Source organism: Curvibacter sp. GW821-FHT09D12 (genome assembly GCF_059416245.1).
This window is the reverse complement of sequence record NZ_JBWKOU010000017.1, coordinates 79,006-92,535: the sequence shown is the minus strand read 5'-3', so window position 1 is coordinate 92,535 and position 13,530 is coordinate 79,006. Positions and strand designations below refer to the sequence as shown.

General features: G+C 66.3%; 10 protein-coding genes. 4 read left to right on the top strand and 6 right to left on the bottom strand.

Going from position 1 to position 13,530, the window contains the following annotated elements; genetic code table 11:
* Window positions 1–24: 24 nt before the first annotated feature.
* Both AC07PT_RS22860 and AC07PT_RS22855 read left to right on the top strand, forming a co-directional pair.
* Window positions 25–1,299 (top strand): YeaH/YhbH family protein, encoded by a 1,275-nt coding sequence (locus tag AC07PT_RS22860; protein WP_494658225.1) that lies wholly within the window; start codon window positions 25–27, stop codon window positions 1,297–1,299.
* Window positions 1,296–2,819 (top strand): SpoVR family protein, encoded by a 1,524-nt coding sequence (locus AC07PT_RS22855; RefSeq protein WP_494658224.1) that lies wholly within the window; start codon window positions 1,296–1,298, stop codon window positions 2,817–2,819. Before AC07PT_RS22860 ends, AC07PT_RS22855 begins: the two co-directional genes overlap by 4 nt.
* Window positions 2,820–2,826: 7 nt before the next feature.
* On the opposite strand, the gene AC07PT_RS22850 is transcribed toward AC07PT_RS22855, so the two are convergent.
* The 5 genes from AC07PT_RS22850 to AC07PT_RS22830 all read right to left on the bottom strand — a co-directional run bounded on the left by AC07PT_RS22850 (window position 2,827) and on the right by AC07PT_RS22830 (window position 6,804).
* The gene (locus AC07PT_RS22850) at window positions 2,827–3,690 is read right to left on the bottom strand and encodes a LytR/AlgR family response regulator transcription factor (protein WP_494658223.1); all 864 of its coding nucleotides are present in this window, start codon (window positions 3,688–3,690) and stop codon (window positions 2,827–2,829) included.
* A complete protein-coding gene (locus AC07PT_RS22845) occupies window positions 3,683–4,798 on the bottom strand; it encodes a sensor histidine kinase (protein ID WP_494658222.1) in 1,116 nt (371 codons plus the stop codon). The genes AC07PT_RS22850 and AC07PT_RS22845 overlap by 8 nt, the downstream gene beginning before the upstream one ends.
* Window positions 4,795–5,844, bottom strand: a complete 1,050-nt coding sequence (locus AC07PT_RS22840; RefSeq protein WP_494658221.1) for an alpha/beta hydrolase family protein — start codon at window positions 5,842–5,844, stop codon at window positions 4,795–4,797. The genes AC07PT_RS22845 and AC07PT_RS22840 overlap by 4 nt, the downstream gene beginning before the upstream one ends.
* A gap of 13 nt (window positions 5,845–5,857) precedes the next feature.
* Window positions 5,858–6,160 (bottom strand): 2TM domain-containing protein, encoded by a 303-nt coding sequence (locus AC07PT_RS22835; protein ID WP_494658242.1) that lies wholly within the window; start codon window positions 6,158–6,160, stop codon window positions 5,858–5,860.
* A gap of 110 nt (window positions 6,161–6,270) precedes the next feature.
* Window positions 6,271–6,804: a DUF6622 family protein gene (locus tag AC07PT_RS22830; protein WP_494658220.1), complete on the bottom strand. Its 534-nt coding sequence runs from the start codon at window positions 6,802–6,804 to the stop codon at window positions 6,271–6,273.
* A gap of 757 nt (window positions 6,805–7,561) precedes the next feature.
* On the opposite strand from AC07PT_RS22830, the gene AC07PT_RS22825 reads away from it, so the two are divergent.
* Window positions 7,562–11,281 (top strand): beta strand repeat-containing protein, encoded by a 3,720-nt coding sequence (locus AC07PT_RS22825; RefSeq protein ID WP_494658219.1) that lies wholly within the window; start codon window positions 7,562–7,564, stop codon window positions 11,279–11,281.
* Entirely contained in the window at window positions 11,184–12,092 is a 909-nt protein-coding gene (locus tag AC07PT_RS22820; RefSeq protein WP_494658218.1) for an Ig-like domain-containing protein, read from the top strand. The genes AC07PT_RS22825 and AC07PT_RS22820 overlap by 98 nt, the downstream gene beginning before the upstream one ends.
* Here AC07PT_RS22820 and AC07PT_RS22815 read toward each other — a convergent pair.
* Window positions 12,004–13,401, bottom strand: a complete 1,398-nt coding sequence (locus AC07PT_RS22815; protein WP_494658217.1) for a diguanylate cyclase — start codon at window positions 13,399–13,401, stop codon at window positions 12,004–12,006. The two genes, AC07PT_RS22820 and AC07PT_RS22815, sit on opposite strands and share 89 nt — an antisense overlap.
* Window positions 13,402–13,530: the final 129 nt, after the last annotated feature.

Below are 13,530 nucleotides of genomic sequence, written 5' to 3'. Positions count from 1 at the left end.
GCCCACCCTTGCCGGAGAGTCCTCATGACGGTTCGAATCGTTGACCGCAGGCTGGACAGCCGGAACAAGAGTTCCGTCAACCGCAGCCGCTTTCTGCGCCGTTTCAAGACCCAGGTGCGGCGTGCCGTGTCGGATGCGATCGCCAAGCGCAGCATCCGCGACCTGGACAGCGGCGAGAAGATCGGCGTGCCGGGGCAGGACATCGGCGAGCCTCAGTTCCACCACGGCCGCGGTGGTGTGCGTGAATCGGTGCACCCGGGCAACGATCGCTTCAGTCATGGTGACCAGATGGACCGGCCGCAAGGTGGCGGGGGGCAGGGCAGCGGCCGGGGCGCTGCCAGCCCGGATGGCCAGGGCGTGGACGAGTTTCTGTTCACCCTGAGCCGCGATGAGTTCTTTGACCTGTTCTTTGATGAGTTGGAGCTGCCTCGCATGGTCAAGCGGCAGTTGGCGCGCATCAATGACTACAAGCTGGTGCGCGCGGGCTACACCCAAAGCGGCGTACCCACCAACATCCACCTGTTGCGCACCCTGCGCAGCAGTGCGGCCCGGCGGGTGGCAGCGGCGGCGCCCTACAACGTCCGCCTGCGCGAACTCGAAGAGGCGCTGGCCCTGGCACTGGCCCAAAGCCCGCCGGACGAGGCCGTGCTGCAGCAGCTGCGCAGCGAGATCGAGTCGCTGCGCCTGCGCCGCCGGGCGGCCCCCTTCATCGACCCCATCGATCTGCGCTACAGCAACCGCATCCGCGTGCCCGAGCCCTCGACCCAGGCCGTGATGTTCTGCCTGATGGACGTCTCGGGCTCGATGGACGAGGCGCGCAAGCAGATGGCCAAGCGCTTCTTCATGCTGCTGTACCTGTTCCTGAACCGCAGCTACGAGCGCATCGAGGTGGTCTTCATCCGCCACCACACGGCGGCTGAAGAAGTGGACGAAGAGGCCTTTTTCCATTCGCGCGACACCGGCGGCACCATCGTGTCGAGCGCACTGAAGCTGATGACCGAGATCCAGCAGGCCCGCTACTCGGGCAGCCAGTGGAACATCTACGTGGCCCAGGCTTCCGATGGCGACAACTGGGGGGGCGATTCGGAGGTGTGTCGCGATTGGGTCGAGCAGCACATCCTGCCTGTGGTGCAGTACCACGCCTACGTGGAGATCACCGATGGTGAACCGCAAAACCTGTGGGAGGAATACGAAAAGCTGGCCCGGTCCCACCCCGGGCATTTCGCGCTGCAGCGCATCCGCACCCCGGGCGACATCTACCCGGTGTTCCGCGAACTTTTCAGAAAGCGCCTGACATGAGCCGCCCCCGCAAATCCGATCCGCCGTTGCTGGCCCAGGGCAGCGACTGGACATTCGAGGAGCTGGACCGCTGCGATGCCGAAATCGGTCGCGTAGCGCGTGACTACGGGCTGGACGGCTACCGCCACCAGCTGGAGATCATCACGGCCGAGCAGATGATGGACGCTTACGCCGCCATCGGCATGCCGGTGTATTACCACCACTGGTCGTTCGGCAAACACTTTCTCGAGACCGAGAATCGCTACAAGCGGGGTCAGATGGGCCTGGCCTACGAGATCGTGATCAATTCCGATCCCTGCATCGCCTACCTCATGGAGGAGAACTCCATGGCCATGCAGGCCCTGGTGATCGCCCACGCCGCCTATGGACACAACTCGTTCTTCAAGGGCAACCACCTGTTCAGGCAGTGGACCAGCGCCGACAGCATCGTCGACTACCTGGTGTTCGCCCGCAACTACATCACCGAATGCGAGGAGCGCCATGGGCTCGACGAGGTCGAGCGCCTGCTGGATGCCTGCCATGCGCTGAGCAACCTGGGCGTGGACCGCTACCGGCGCGCCGGCCCGCTGTCGCTGGACAAGGAGCGCGCCCGTCAGCAGGAGCGCGAGCAATACCTGCAAAGTCAGGTCAACGATTTGTGGCGCACCCTGCCGCCCCGTCCGCTGGAGACCGCCATCACCCCCGAGCCCCGCTTTCCCGCCGAGCCCGAGGAGAACCTGCTGTACTTCATCGAGAAACACGCGCCCTTGCTGGAGCCCTGGCAGCGTGAGATCGTGCGCATCGTGCGCAAGATCAGCCAGTACTTCTACCCCCAGCGCCAGACCCAGGTGATGAACGAAGGTTGGGCCACCTTCTGGCACTACACCCTGCTCAACACCCTGTACGACCAGGGGCGGCTGGGTGACGGCTTCATGCTCGAGTTTCTGCAGTCGCACACCAATGTGGTCCACCAGCCGGCCTACAACAGCCCCTGGTATTCGGGCATCAACCCCTATGCGCTGGGCTTTGCCATGTGGTGCGACATCCGTCGCATCTGCGAGGCGCCCACGCCCGAGGACCGCGCGTGGTTCCCGGACATCGCCGGCAAGCCCTGGCGCGATACGTTTGACTTTGCCATGCGCGAGTTCAAGGACGAGAGCTTTGTGGCGCAGTTCCTGTCACCCCGGCTGATGCGTGAGCTGCGCCTGTTTGCCGTGCTCGATGACGACCGCAGCAACAAGCTCGCGGTCAGTGCGATCCATGACGAGCCCGGTTACCGCGAACTGCGGCGCAAGCTGGCCGACCAGTACAACCTGGGCAGTCAGGAGCCCAACATCCAGGTCTGGAACGTGGACCGTCGCGGCGATCGCTCACTGACCCTGCGCTACTTTCCCTACCAGCGCCGCCCCTTGTCAGAGCAGACCCCCGTGCTGCTGCGCCACCTGGCCACGTTGTGGGGCTTCAAGGTGCGCCTGGAGCAGCAGGCGGCCGACGGGTATGTCACCCTGCTGGGCGAGCACGTGATGGAACGCCGGCGTTGAGCGTGGCCTACATGGCCTTGAACAGGTGGGCATACAGGCGGCTCACCGCCAGCCGTTCGGCCCGGCCGCGCAGGCTGATGCGCAGCTTGCCGGCCTCGTCGCGTGTCACGGTGTCAATGGCGCTGGCGCGCACCAGCGTGCCGCGGTGGACCTGCCAGAACACCTGGGCATCGAGTTGGCCGATCAACTCTTTGAGCGGGGTGCGGATCAGGTATTCCTCCTGGTCGGTCAGCACGCGCACGTACTTGTCGGCCGCTTCGAAATACACCACCTCTTCGATGGGCACCAGGCGGATGCTGCTGCCTCCGCTCAGGCTGGCCTGGATCACCTTGAGGCCGCCGGCGGGCGGGCCACCCGGAGCGGGCTCGGCAGGTGAGTGACCGATCTGGGCGGCCAGCAGCTGGCGCAATTGGGCCAGGGCGGGCTCCAGCAGGTCGGCCTGCGCGGCCCTTGTTTTTTGGGCGCCCGCCCGCCGGCCCTCCAGCACCTGCTGCACCCGTTGCACGGTCTTGTGCAGGCGCGGGCCCTGCACCGGCTTGAGAACGTAGTCGACGGCCTGAGCTTCGAAGGCCTGCACGGCGTACTGGTCGTAGGCCGTCACAAACACCAGGACGGGAAAGGGCGGGGCATCGCTGCCGGTGGGCCATTGCTCGGCCAGCTCGGCTGCCGCGTCGATGCCGCTCTGGCCCGGCATGCGGATGTCCAGAAACAACACGTCAGGGCACAGCGCCAGGGCTTGTCGCACGGCACTCAGGCCGTCACCCACGGTGGCTGCCAGGCGCAATTCGGGCCATTGGCGCTGCAGTTCGGCCTGCAAGGCCAGTGCCAGCAAGGGTTCGTCTTCGGCGATCAGGGCGGTGATGTCAGGCATGTTCTGGGCTGTCGGCAAGGCGGGTGGTTGTGTCGGCCACGGTCAGGGTTTGCAGGGCATAGCGCAACTGCACCACGGTGCCGCCGCCAGGGCCATGTTGCAGGCTCAGGCTGGCTTGTGGCCCATACAGGGTGCGCAGGCGTTCGCGCACCTGGGTCAGGCCAAAACCGCGGCCCAGGTCGGTCACCTGTTGTGGCTGTGCCTCGTGGCGCAGGCCCACGCCGGTGTCGGTGACGGTGATCTGCAGCAGGGCCGGGGCCCCCTCCTTGGCAGGCAGGGCCTGGGCTTGGACGGTGATGCTGCCCCCCTCCACCTTGGGCTCCAGGCCGTGGCGGATGCTGTTCTCAACCAGCGGTTGCAACAGCAGGGGCGGCACACTGGCCTGGTGCAGCTCATCGGGCAGGTCCAGGGTGTAGCTCAGGCGGGGGCCCATGCGCACCTCCATCAGGGCCAGGTAGTCGCGCAGCCGATCAAACTCGGCCTGCAGGCCATGCTCGGTGGCGCGCGACGCGCTCAGGGTGGCGCGCAGGTAGGCGATCAGGTGGTCCAGCATGTGCTGGGCGCGCTGCGGGTCGATGCCCACCAGCACCCGCAGATTGGCCAGGGTGTTGAACAGCATGTGGGGCTCCAGCTGCGTCAGCAGCAGGCGCAACTGGGCTTCGGTGGCCTGGCTTTCGGCCACCTTCATGCGGCGCTGCAAGGTCTGGCTTTTGCCTTGCAGGTAGAAGTAACTGCTGATCACCACACCGGCGACGACGGTGATGATCAGCGAAGCACGCAGTTCGTTGGCGGCCACCGAGTGCCAGGACGACCAGCCAAACCAGGCATCGGACAACAAGGTGCCGCAGGTGTAGCCCGTGGCCATGCCAAAAGCCACCAGGGCTGGCCCACGCCAACCCCGTGGCCACGATGTCGCGGGGTCCATGCCCACCACAAAGCGCCCCATGTCGGTGATGAACCAGGTGCACAGGCCGATGCTCAGGGAGTACACCAGGGGCACCTCGTAAGGGCGCTCGGGGTGGAACAGGTACTGCAGCGCCGAGATCACCAGGCAGAAGGCCAGCACCTGCACCAGATGCCGGGTGGTGTGCAGCAGATCGGGCTTCATGGCAGCAGGTGACGGTTGAAGAAATTCACGATCTTGTCCAAGGTGGCGGGCACCTCGCTGGCGCGGTTGAAGCCCGGTGGGTCCATCAGAAAGCGGTCGACTTCTGCGGCACGCTCGTTGGACCAGGGCGACAGCACGGCGCTGTGGCCCCCTTCTGGCAGATCGGCCACCCGCTCGCAGCGGGGGCCGCAGGCCTCCAGCACCGGGTCGATGTGAAACCGGGGCACCAGCCACTCGTCCCGGCGGGCCTCGACCAGCCCCAGCGCGGGTGGGTTGGGCAGGGCTGGGTGACTGATCGAGTCCAGATCGATGGGCGCGGCCATGGGCACCGCAGCCACCACTGCCTTCACCCGTTCATCAGTGTGCGACTGCGTCTCGGTGTCGTGGCCGTAGCGCAGATTCACATACCAGCGCGCCAAGGTGATCTTGACGCCGTCCCAGCCGTTGCGATGCACCATGCCGCCGGTGCAGGCCACGGCGTCTTCGTCGGCGTGCTCATCGCAATGCTGCGCAAAGCGGGCTGGCGACCAGTGCGCACCGGCCAGGGTCAGGGCCGTCAGGCCGCCGGCCGACATGCCATAGACCCCCACCTGCCGGGCATCGAACAAGGGGTTGAACCGGCTGTCCGCGCTGAGCCGGTCAATGGCCTCAGACACTTCTTGCGGCCGGATCTTCCAGCTCGGCGGGCCGACCCGGCGGTGGTCGTGCCAGTTGTCGCCCCGGTGTTCGGGCAGGGCCACCACATAGCCGGCATTCACCAGGGCACTGGCCAGATCGGCCTGCGGCCAGGGCGAGCCACCCGAGCCGTGCGACAGCACCACCAGCCGGTGATTGCCCGGCACCGGGGCCGCTTGCCAGGCCACATCCAGGGTGAAAGTGCCGCGCTTGAGTGGCGCGCTCGCTGCCTGGGCCGGGTAGAACACCGTCACTGGGCCGTTGTCTCCTTGGCCGGGCAGCACATCCAGCCCCACCGAGGCCAGGGCCCAGGGGCTCAGAAAGAAGGCAGAGGCGGCCAGAGTGCGGCAGAGGAGGGGGTTCAGTCGCATGTCGAGGCTCCGCTCAGGGATGGTTGTCGTTGTTGAACTGGCGGCGCAGGCGCTCCCGCTCGCGCTCTACCAGCTTTTCGCGCAGGCCGCTGCCCGAGCCCAGCACAAACACCGAGACCCCGTGCAGCAGCACGCCCAGGCCCCAACCCGCGGCCGGAAAGACGGACCAACGGTGCATGCCAAACTGCGTGGACAAGGTGAACAGCGCGGTGTTCACCACCAAGTACACCGCCAGGTGGATGAACCAGCCCATCTTGGCGCCAGCACGGCGCTGTGCCAGGCGTTCCAGGTCTTCGGGGGTGCGGTCAGGTCTCATGGTCAAGGCGGGCGTGCAACGCGCAGGTGGGGTGGGTGGGGCAGGACGGCTCTTGCATTGTCGATCATGCCAAAGCGGCCGTTGGCGATCTGCCTCGCTTCACGCCGTCTTCAAGCCACCGGGCTGCTGACATCCCACTGGCGGGCGGCGCGGTCGGTGCGCACGGCCAGGACCCACAGGCGCCAGACCCGGCCCACGAACAAGCCGCTGAAGGCGCCATACACGGCACTGCACACGAACGGAAAGCTGGCGTCCTGCACCCAGGCGGCCTGCACCGCCAGGGCCGCGCCGACGGCGTACTTGGTCATGAACAGGCCCAGCATGGTGACCAGCGGTACCCAACTGCCGGGCACGGTGAAGCGGTGTTGATCCGGGTCGTAATGGGTTCCGGCCGGTAGCGCTTGACGCAGCACCCATGCCCCGGCAGTGGCTGCCGCCACCAACCAGCCCAGCAGCGTGAGCGTTTGTGTGGGCCAGGCGCTGAGCACGCCATACAGCGAAAAGGCCGTCAGCCCGAGCGCAGGCAGCAGAACGCGGGTGAGCGTCATCTGACGGCTCAGGGTCTGCCGCAGGCCCAGCCACAACAGGGCGATGAACAGGGCGAACACCCACCGTGGGGTGTGTTGAAGGATTTGCAACAGCATGAAATGGCTCCTTGGGTTTGGGGTGGCAGAGGGTTGACCGCCACTGTGCCTGTCCCCACTGAACCCGGACATCTCCATGCGACGAAACCCCTTTCATCTGGCGCGAATCGTCGGTTGACGGCGTGAGATGAGGCCTCAGTCGGGCAGATCCCGGCTCATCAGCGGGCCTTCATTCATGTGGTTGGTGGATTTTTCAAGTGATAAAAATAACCTAATTGACATTTTTAAGATTTGTTGAAATCATATATGCAGTTATGATTCAAAATCAATCAATGATGTAAAAAACATGACTATTCTTATGAAGATGACTTCAAATGACTTTAGATGTCATAGATGATGTTTTTGTGCGCTCATAGAAGAGCCTCAAAGAAAGCGCGTGATACGTGGATGAACGCGCCAATTACGTCGCTCGAGGTGCTTTTCAGGGCCTAGGGCGCGATGGGTGGCTCAGCTTGGGCTCGTGATACCGCTTGAAGCCAAGGTCTTCAAAGCCTGATTGGGCTTGTGGTGAGCGTTCGATCTTGAGCGCAGCAACGACCATCTGTCGGGTTTTAGCGAGATATCTGGTCTGAATGAGGCGTTTGTCAAAGCCATTTTTATCGTTAAAAATTTCGCGACGAGCATTTAAATGATGAAAGTGATTTTCTTTTGTTGCGGACTACCGTGGCTGGGAAAGGCCTTGCGACTTGGGCCTTGGCTGAGTCATGGCTCAATGCCGATCAGGCATTGGCGCGTTGCCGTTGCGGTGGCATTGCTGATGGGGCTGATGACATCGGGCAGCCAGGCTGCGACATACACCGTGACCACCTTCACGGACACGGCATCCGGTGGCGCGGCGGGCACCGGCGCGGGTAGTGCTGGAGATCTCCGGGCACAGATCCTGGCCGCCAATGCCTCGCCGGGTGCGGATGTGATCAATTTCTCGTGTGCATCGGCCCCTTGCACCATCACGCTGGGCGGCCCTTTGCCGCCCATCACGGACAGCTTGACCATCGACGGCGGCCAACTTGGCAACATCGTCATTGACGGCGCCGGCAGCTACCGCGTGTTCTTTGTTGACACGGGTACGGTGGCCCTGAAAAACATGACCCTCCAGAACGCCAAGGCCCAGGGCGGTAAAGGGGGTGGGGGCGGCGGTGGGGGCGGCGGCGGTGCCGGACTCGGCGCAGGGGTGTTTGTGAATCAGTCTGGTGCAGCCGTCACGCTGAGTCAGATGCGCTTTCTCAGCCTGTCCGCGGTAGGCGGGGCCGGCGGAAGCTACGCCAGCCTGAGTTACACGGCGGGCGGTGGGGGCGGCGGTCTTGAATTCAGCGGCGGTGCCGCCTTGGGCGCTTCGGGCGGTGGTGGTGGTGGCGGTGTGTTGTCTGCGGGCTCGTATTCGGGCGCCAATGGGGGCGGCAACGGCGGCGCCGGTGGTGGTGGTGGTGGTGGCAAGTTCTATGCAACCGGGGCCGGTGTGGTGGGCGTCGGCGGTTCCGGCTACGCGACCAACCCCGGGGGGGCCAGTCCATCGGTGGCACAACAGGGGGGGGCCGGGGGGTTTGGCGGCGGTGGCGGTGGCGGCAGTGCCTACATCGGCGGCCCCGGCGGCTTTGGTGGCGGCGGGGGCGGCACGGCAGGCGCCACGGGCGGCAATGGTGGCGCAGGCGCTGGGGGCGGTGGCGGCAGCGCCAGTGGCGCGGGCGGCTCCGGTGGTGCTCTGGGCGGCGGCGTGGCGGGGGGCAATGGCGGCGGCGGCTCGGGTGGCGTGGGCGGCGGCGGTGGTGGCGCTGCCGCCGGCCCGGCCGTGTTTGTCAATGCGGGCACATTGGTCATCACAAACTCCACGGCCTCGGGCATGTCCGCGGTCGGAGGTGCTGGCGGCTCCGGCAACGGGGGTTACAACGGCAGCGCGGGCTCTTCCAACCCGGTCTCCGTCTTCAACGCCGCGGGGTCGGTCAACGGATCTTCAACGGTCGGGGCCAACGCGGCACTGGATGCCTCATTGGGTCTGACCGTCACCAGCCAGGGCGGGGTGGGCGACTTCGTCTTCACCGGCAGTGGCGCCTGGGTCCCCCAGACCATCACGACCACCACACCGGGGGTGGCCGTTGTGGGCAATGCGCAGGCCCTGAGTTACGGCAACAGTGTGACCGTGAACCTGGTCTCACCGTCGGCCTACGTCATCAGCGCCGTCAGTTGCACGGGCATGGGCAGTGGCAGCGTCTCCAACACCAGCAGCAGCATCACGCTGAGTGCGACGGCGTTGGCCGTCAACAATGCGGTCCGATGCTCGGTCACCCTGACCCGCATGCCCCAGCTCAGTGTGACCTTCACCGTGCCCAGCAGTGCCAATGCCACGCTGGGCCTCAACCCAGATGCCAGCAATGGCAATGGCTGGGCCGCCAGCTCGGTCACCTTCGTCAGCGGCGGGGCCGCCTCACAGACCGTGGCCGCGCAAACCCTCAGTGCCGCCAACGCCGCCACGCGGCTGAACCAGGTCACGCCTACGCCCGCCACCTACAGCCTGGGCACGGTCACTTGCACCGATGCCAACGATGCCGTCAGCGGCAACCCCTCGGGCCCGTTCACGACCTCGACACCCGTGGCGGGCTCGTTTCAGATTGCAGCGGCGAATGTGCTGATCGGCGCGCAGCTCAATTGCGTCGTGCCCTACCTGCTGCCGGCCTCGGCCGCGCAGTCCACCCTCACGCTGGCGCCGGCCGGGCCCCTGGTGGCCGGCGCCGCCAGCTACACCGTGACCGCCTCGGCGCGTGATGCCAACGGGGCCCTGGTCACCACCAGCCCCTACACCTTCAACTTCAGCAACTCGGGAGGCAGCCTCAGTGCGGCCAGTTGCACCACCGCCACCAGCGGTGGCAACGCAGGCACTTGCTCGGTCACGCTGAGTTCGCCCTTGGTTGGCAGCTTCAGCGTGAGTGCCACCCAGGGCGGCACCTCGATTGCTGGCAGCCCGGCCAGTGCGGTGTTCGTGGCCGGTAGCGCCACGGCGGGCAGCTCGCGCGTGGCGATCAGCAGTGGCCCCAAGACGGCCAACGGCAGCGATGCCTACACCCTCACCGCCAGTGCCTATGACGCCAACGGCAACCTCAACACCAGTGCGGCCAGCAGCTTCAGCTTCAGCGCCCCGGGCACGGGGGCGGCCCTCAGCGCAGCCACCTGCACCACCGCCACGACCGGCGGCAGTGCCGGCACCTGCTCCGTCACCTTGACCGCCACCACGGCGGGCAGCTATTCGGTCACCGCCACCCTGGGCGGAACCAATGTCGGGGGCACCAACCCGGTGGTGGGCACCTTCACGGCGGGCTCGGTCACAGCCGGCGGGTCGCGCGTGGCGATCAGCAGTGGCCCCAAGATCGCCAATGGCTCGGATGCCTACACGATCACGGCCACGGCCAACGATGCCAACGGCAACCTCAACGCCGGCACGGCCCAGACCTTCAGCTTCAGCAACCCGGGCGCCGGCGCCACCCTCAGCGCCAGCACCTGCACCACGCCCACCACGGGTGCGGTGGCCGGCATGTGCTCGGTCACCCTCAGCGCCACCCTGGCCAGCGTGTTCCATGTCAGCGCCAGCCTGGGCGCCACCCCGGTGGGCGGCAGCAACCCGGTGGATGCCCGCTTTGTGGCCGGTGAGGCCGTGGCCGCCACCGCACGGGCCAGCATCGATGCCGGCCCCAAGCTGGCCAATGGCAGCGACGCGTACACGATCACGGCCAGCGCCACCGATGCCTTCGGCAACCTGGACAGCAGCAAGCCCTACACCTTCAGCTTCAACGCAGGTGGTGCCGGTGCCGTGCTCAGCAGCGCCAGTTGCACCACCGCCACCAGCGGTGCCGATGCCGGCACCTGCTCCGTCAGCCTGAGGTCCAGCGTGGCGGGCGACCAGGGCGTGAGCGTGAGCCTGGGTGGCCAGAGCCTGGGCGGAACCAACCCGCTGGTGGGCACGTTTGTGGCCGGGGCGGTCAGCGCCGCCAGCGCCCGCGTGAGCCTGAGCAGCGGCCCGCGCACCGCCAACGGCGGCGATGCCTACACGATCACCGCCAGTGCGCTGGACGCCAACGGCAACCTCAACACCGCCACGGCCTTCACCTTCAGCTTCAGCGCCCCGGCCGCCGGGGCCAGCCTGAGCGCGGCCACCTGCACGACCAGCATCAGCGGCGCGTCTGCCGGCACCTGCACGGTCAGCCATGCCGTCACGGCCAGCACTGGCGGGGTGCCGGTGGGCGGCAGCAACCCGGTCACCGGGGTGTTTGTGGCGGGGTTGCACGGTGAGCTTGACGGCCACGGTGGCGGGCAGCTACAGCGTGACGGCCACCGTGGGTGGCATCAACGTGGGCGGCAGCAACCCGGTGACCGGGGTGTTTGTGGCGTCAGGCATGGATGCAGGTCAATCGCGGGTGAGCATCACCCTGACCGGTGTGAGCAAACTGGCCAATGGTGTGGATTCGTACACCATCACGGCCAGCGCCTATGACAGCCAGGGCAACCTGAACACCTGGCAGCCGCAGACCTTTGCGTTCAATTGGCGCGAAGGGGGCGTGACGCGCGTCTTGAACAACAAGGTGCTGAAGCAGGCCGTGAGCGCCCGGTCGGCCAACCAATGGACGGCCCTGAGTGCGGCGACCTGCACCACCGCCACCAGCGGCGCCCAGGCCGGCAGCTGCTCGGTCACGCTGAGCTCGACCCTGGCGGGTTGGTTCACGGTGCTCAGTCAGATCGGCGGCGTGGCGGTGGGCAATCCTTCGGGAGGGCAGGTGGCGGCGCAGTTTGTGGCGGGCCCGGCGGTGGCGGCCAACTCGCTGATCACCATCAGCCCAGGCAGCAAACAGGCCGATGGGGTGGACACGCACACCGTGACCATCACGGCACGGGACGCGTTCGACAACGTGCAGGCGGAGGTGTCGACCCTGTTCACCTTCAGCCCGCCGGCGGTGGGGGCCAGCCTGAGCGCCAGCAGTTGCAGCACGGTGACCACGGGGGCCGATGCGGGCAGTTGCTCTGTGATGCTGAAGGCCACGACACCAGGCACCTATGCCGTGGCGGGCAGCACGGGGGGGCAGCCCGCGGGCAGCCCGGTGCAAGGGCAGTTTGTTGCGCCCACGGCCGGGGCGGTGACTGCGGTGCCCACCTTGAGCGAGTGGGCCTGTGTGGGCTTGGTGCTGGGCCTGGGCTTGCTGGGGGTGGCTTCAGGGGGCCTCAATCGTCGGTCGGGTCGCCGGCCAGCCAGACCTGGTTGCGTCCCTTGTTCTTGGCCAGGTACATGGCTTGGTCGGCGCGGCGGATGAGGTACTGGGGGTCGGGGTGCTGGTCGTAGAGTGCCACCCCGATGCTCACGGTAAGTCCGATGTGGCGCCCCTGGCCGATCAGGAATTCGGTGTCGGCAAAGCGTTGGCGCAGGTTCTCGGCAATGCGCAGACTGGCTTCGGCGTCCACCTCCACCAGCATCACCAGCATTTCCTCGCCGCCGTAGCGGAACACGAAATCGCCGTTGCGCACCCCATTGAGCAGCAGCGCTGCTGCCTGTTGCAGCACCAGGTCGCCCGCATCGTGTCCATGTTCGTCGTTGACCCGCTTGAAGTGGTCCACATCGACCAGCAAGAGGGCAAAGCGCTTGCCCTGGCTGTTGGACAGCGCGATTTCGCGGCTCAGCACGGAGGGCAGAAAGCGCCGGTTCAGCAAGCGGGTCAGCGTGTCGCGCCCGTTCTCCACCTCCAGTTGGTGCTCAAACAGGCCCGACAGGAAATATTTCAGGTTGTCCAGCTCCTGTTGCAACTCCAGTACCAGTCCGGCGGCATGGTGCGCTGAGTGATCGGCCCCGGCCAGCCGGGGCAGTACGGTGGCGTCGATGCGCTCGATGCTGTCCCGGATCTGCTCCATCTCGGGTGCTCCCTCGAACAGGGTGGCCGCCTTGTGATGGAACCACAGCCCGAACTCCGAAACGCCCAGACGCGGCAGCACGCTGGGCCTGGGAACACGGTGCAGGGAGAACATCAGCTCTTGCCCCCACTCGAGCAAGACGGAGCGCTGCTTTTCGCGCTCGACAGACATGTTCTGGCCCAGTGAGAACAGGCGATAGGCCTCGTCGTTGCGGGCCCCGCGCTGAGAATTGCGCAAAAAGGCTTCGGTCATCAGCTCCAGTGCCATGTCAAGCAGTTCGCTGACATAGGCCACGGCCTGGCGGTGCAAGGGGTCGTCCTGGCGGCAAGCCGCATCCAGCCGCTCAAACAGGGCGCGCTTGAGCACCCGCGCGCCACGCGCCACCAGATGGATGGGCAACTGGATGCGTGCATGCACTTCGCCCACATGGCGCTGCAGCGCCACGATGGCGGCCGGGTCGCTCATGGGATGGGCCAGTACCTCGCAAATCCAGCGTTCCATCGAGGCCTGCAGGCGTTGGTGCACGATGTCGTGGTTCAGGAACCGGGCGGCCTGGGGATGCCCCTGCATGCTGTCGTAGAAGTGCTGCGCCAGCTCAACGCAATGCGCCTGCGCCAAACTGGCGACCAAGTCGCGGCAGGCCATGGGCGCCGTTTGCACGGCCTTCGCCCATTCCTGCTCGGGAAGGTCGTTGGTGGGGCTGGAGTGAGCTTGCATGGGTGACGAGAACCGACGGCCACAGGGGCACGATTGGTTTCTTATCTGCTTGGTTTGTAACGGCATGCAAGTATAAGCAGGTGCTCCGGGCCTGCTGCCAGGGGATTTATGCTGCACTGCGGCGATAAT

Bases quoted from the DNA above. Each gene is read 5' to 3' on its own strand.
- AC07PT_RS22860 (WP_494658225.1), top strand. From the start codon at position 25: ATGACGGTTCGAATCGTTGACCGCAGGCTGGACAGCCGGAACAAGAGT.
- AC07PT_RS22835 (WP_494658242.1), bottom strand. From the start codon at position 6,160: ATGAGACCTGACCGCACCCCCGAAGACCTGGAACGCCTGGCACAGCGC.
- AC07PT_RS22815 (WP_494658217.1), bottom strand. From the start codon at position 13,401: ATGCAAGCTCACTCCAGCCCCACCAACGACCTTCCCGAGCAGGAATGG.
- AC07PT_RS22830 (WP_494658220.1), bottom strand. From the start codon at position 6,804: ATGCTGTTGCAAATCCTTCAACACACCCCACGGTGGGTGTTCGCCCTG.
- AC07PT_RS22850 (WP_494658223.1), bottom strand. From the start codon at position 3,690: ATGCCTGACATCACCGCCCTGATCGCCGAAGACGAACCCTTGCTGGCA.
- AC07PT_RS22825 (WP_494658219.1), top strand. From the start codon at position 7,562: ATGGGGCTGATGACATCGGGCAGCCAGGCTGCGACATACACCGTGACC.
- AC07PT_RS22820 (WP_494658218.1), top strand. From the start codon at position 11,184: ATGGATGCAGGTCAATCGCGGGTGAGCATCACCCTGACCGGTGTGAGC.
- AC07PT_RS22845 (WP_494658222.1), bottom strand. From the start codon at position 4,798: ATGAAGCCCGATCTGCTGCACACCACCCGGCATCTGGTGCAGGTGCTG.
- AC07PT_RS22855 (WP_494658224.1), top strand. From the start codon at position 1,296: ATGAGCCGCCCCCGCAAATCCGATCCGCCGTTGCTGGCCCAGGGCAGC.
- AC07PT_RS22840 (WP_494658221.1), bottom strand. From the start codon at position 5,844: ATGCGACTGAACCCCCTCCTCTGCCGCACTCTGGCCGCCTCTGCCTTC.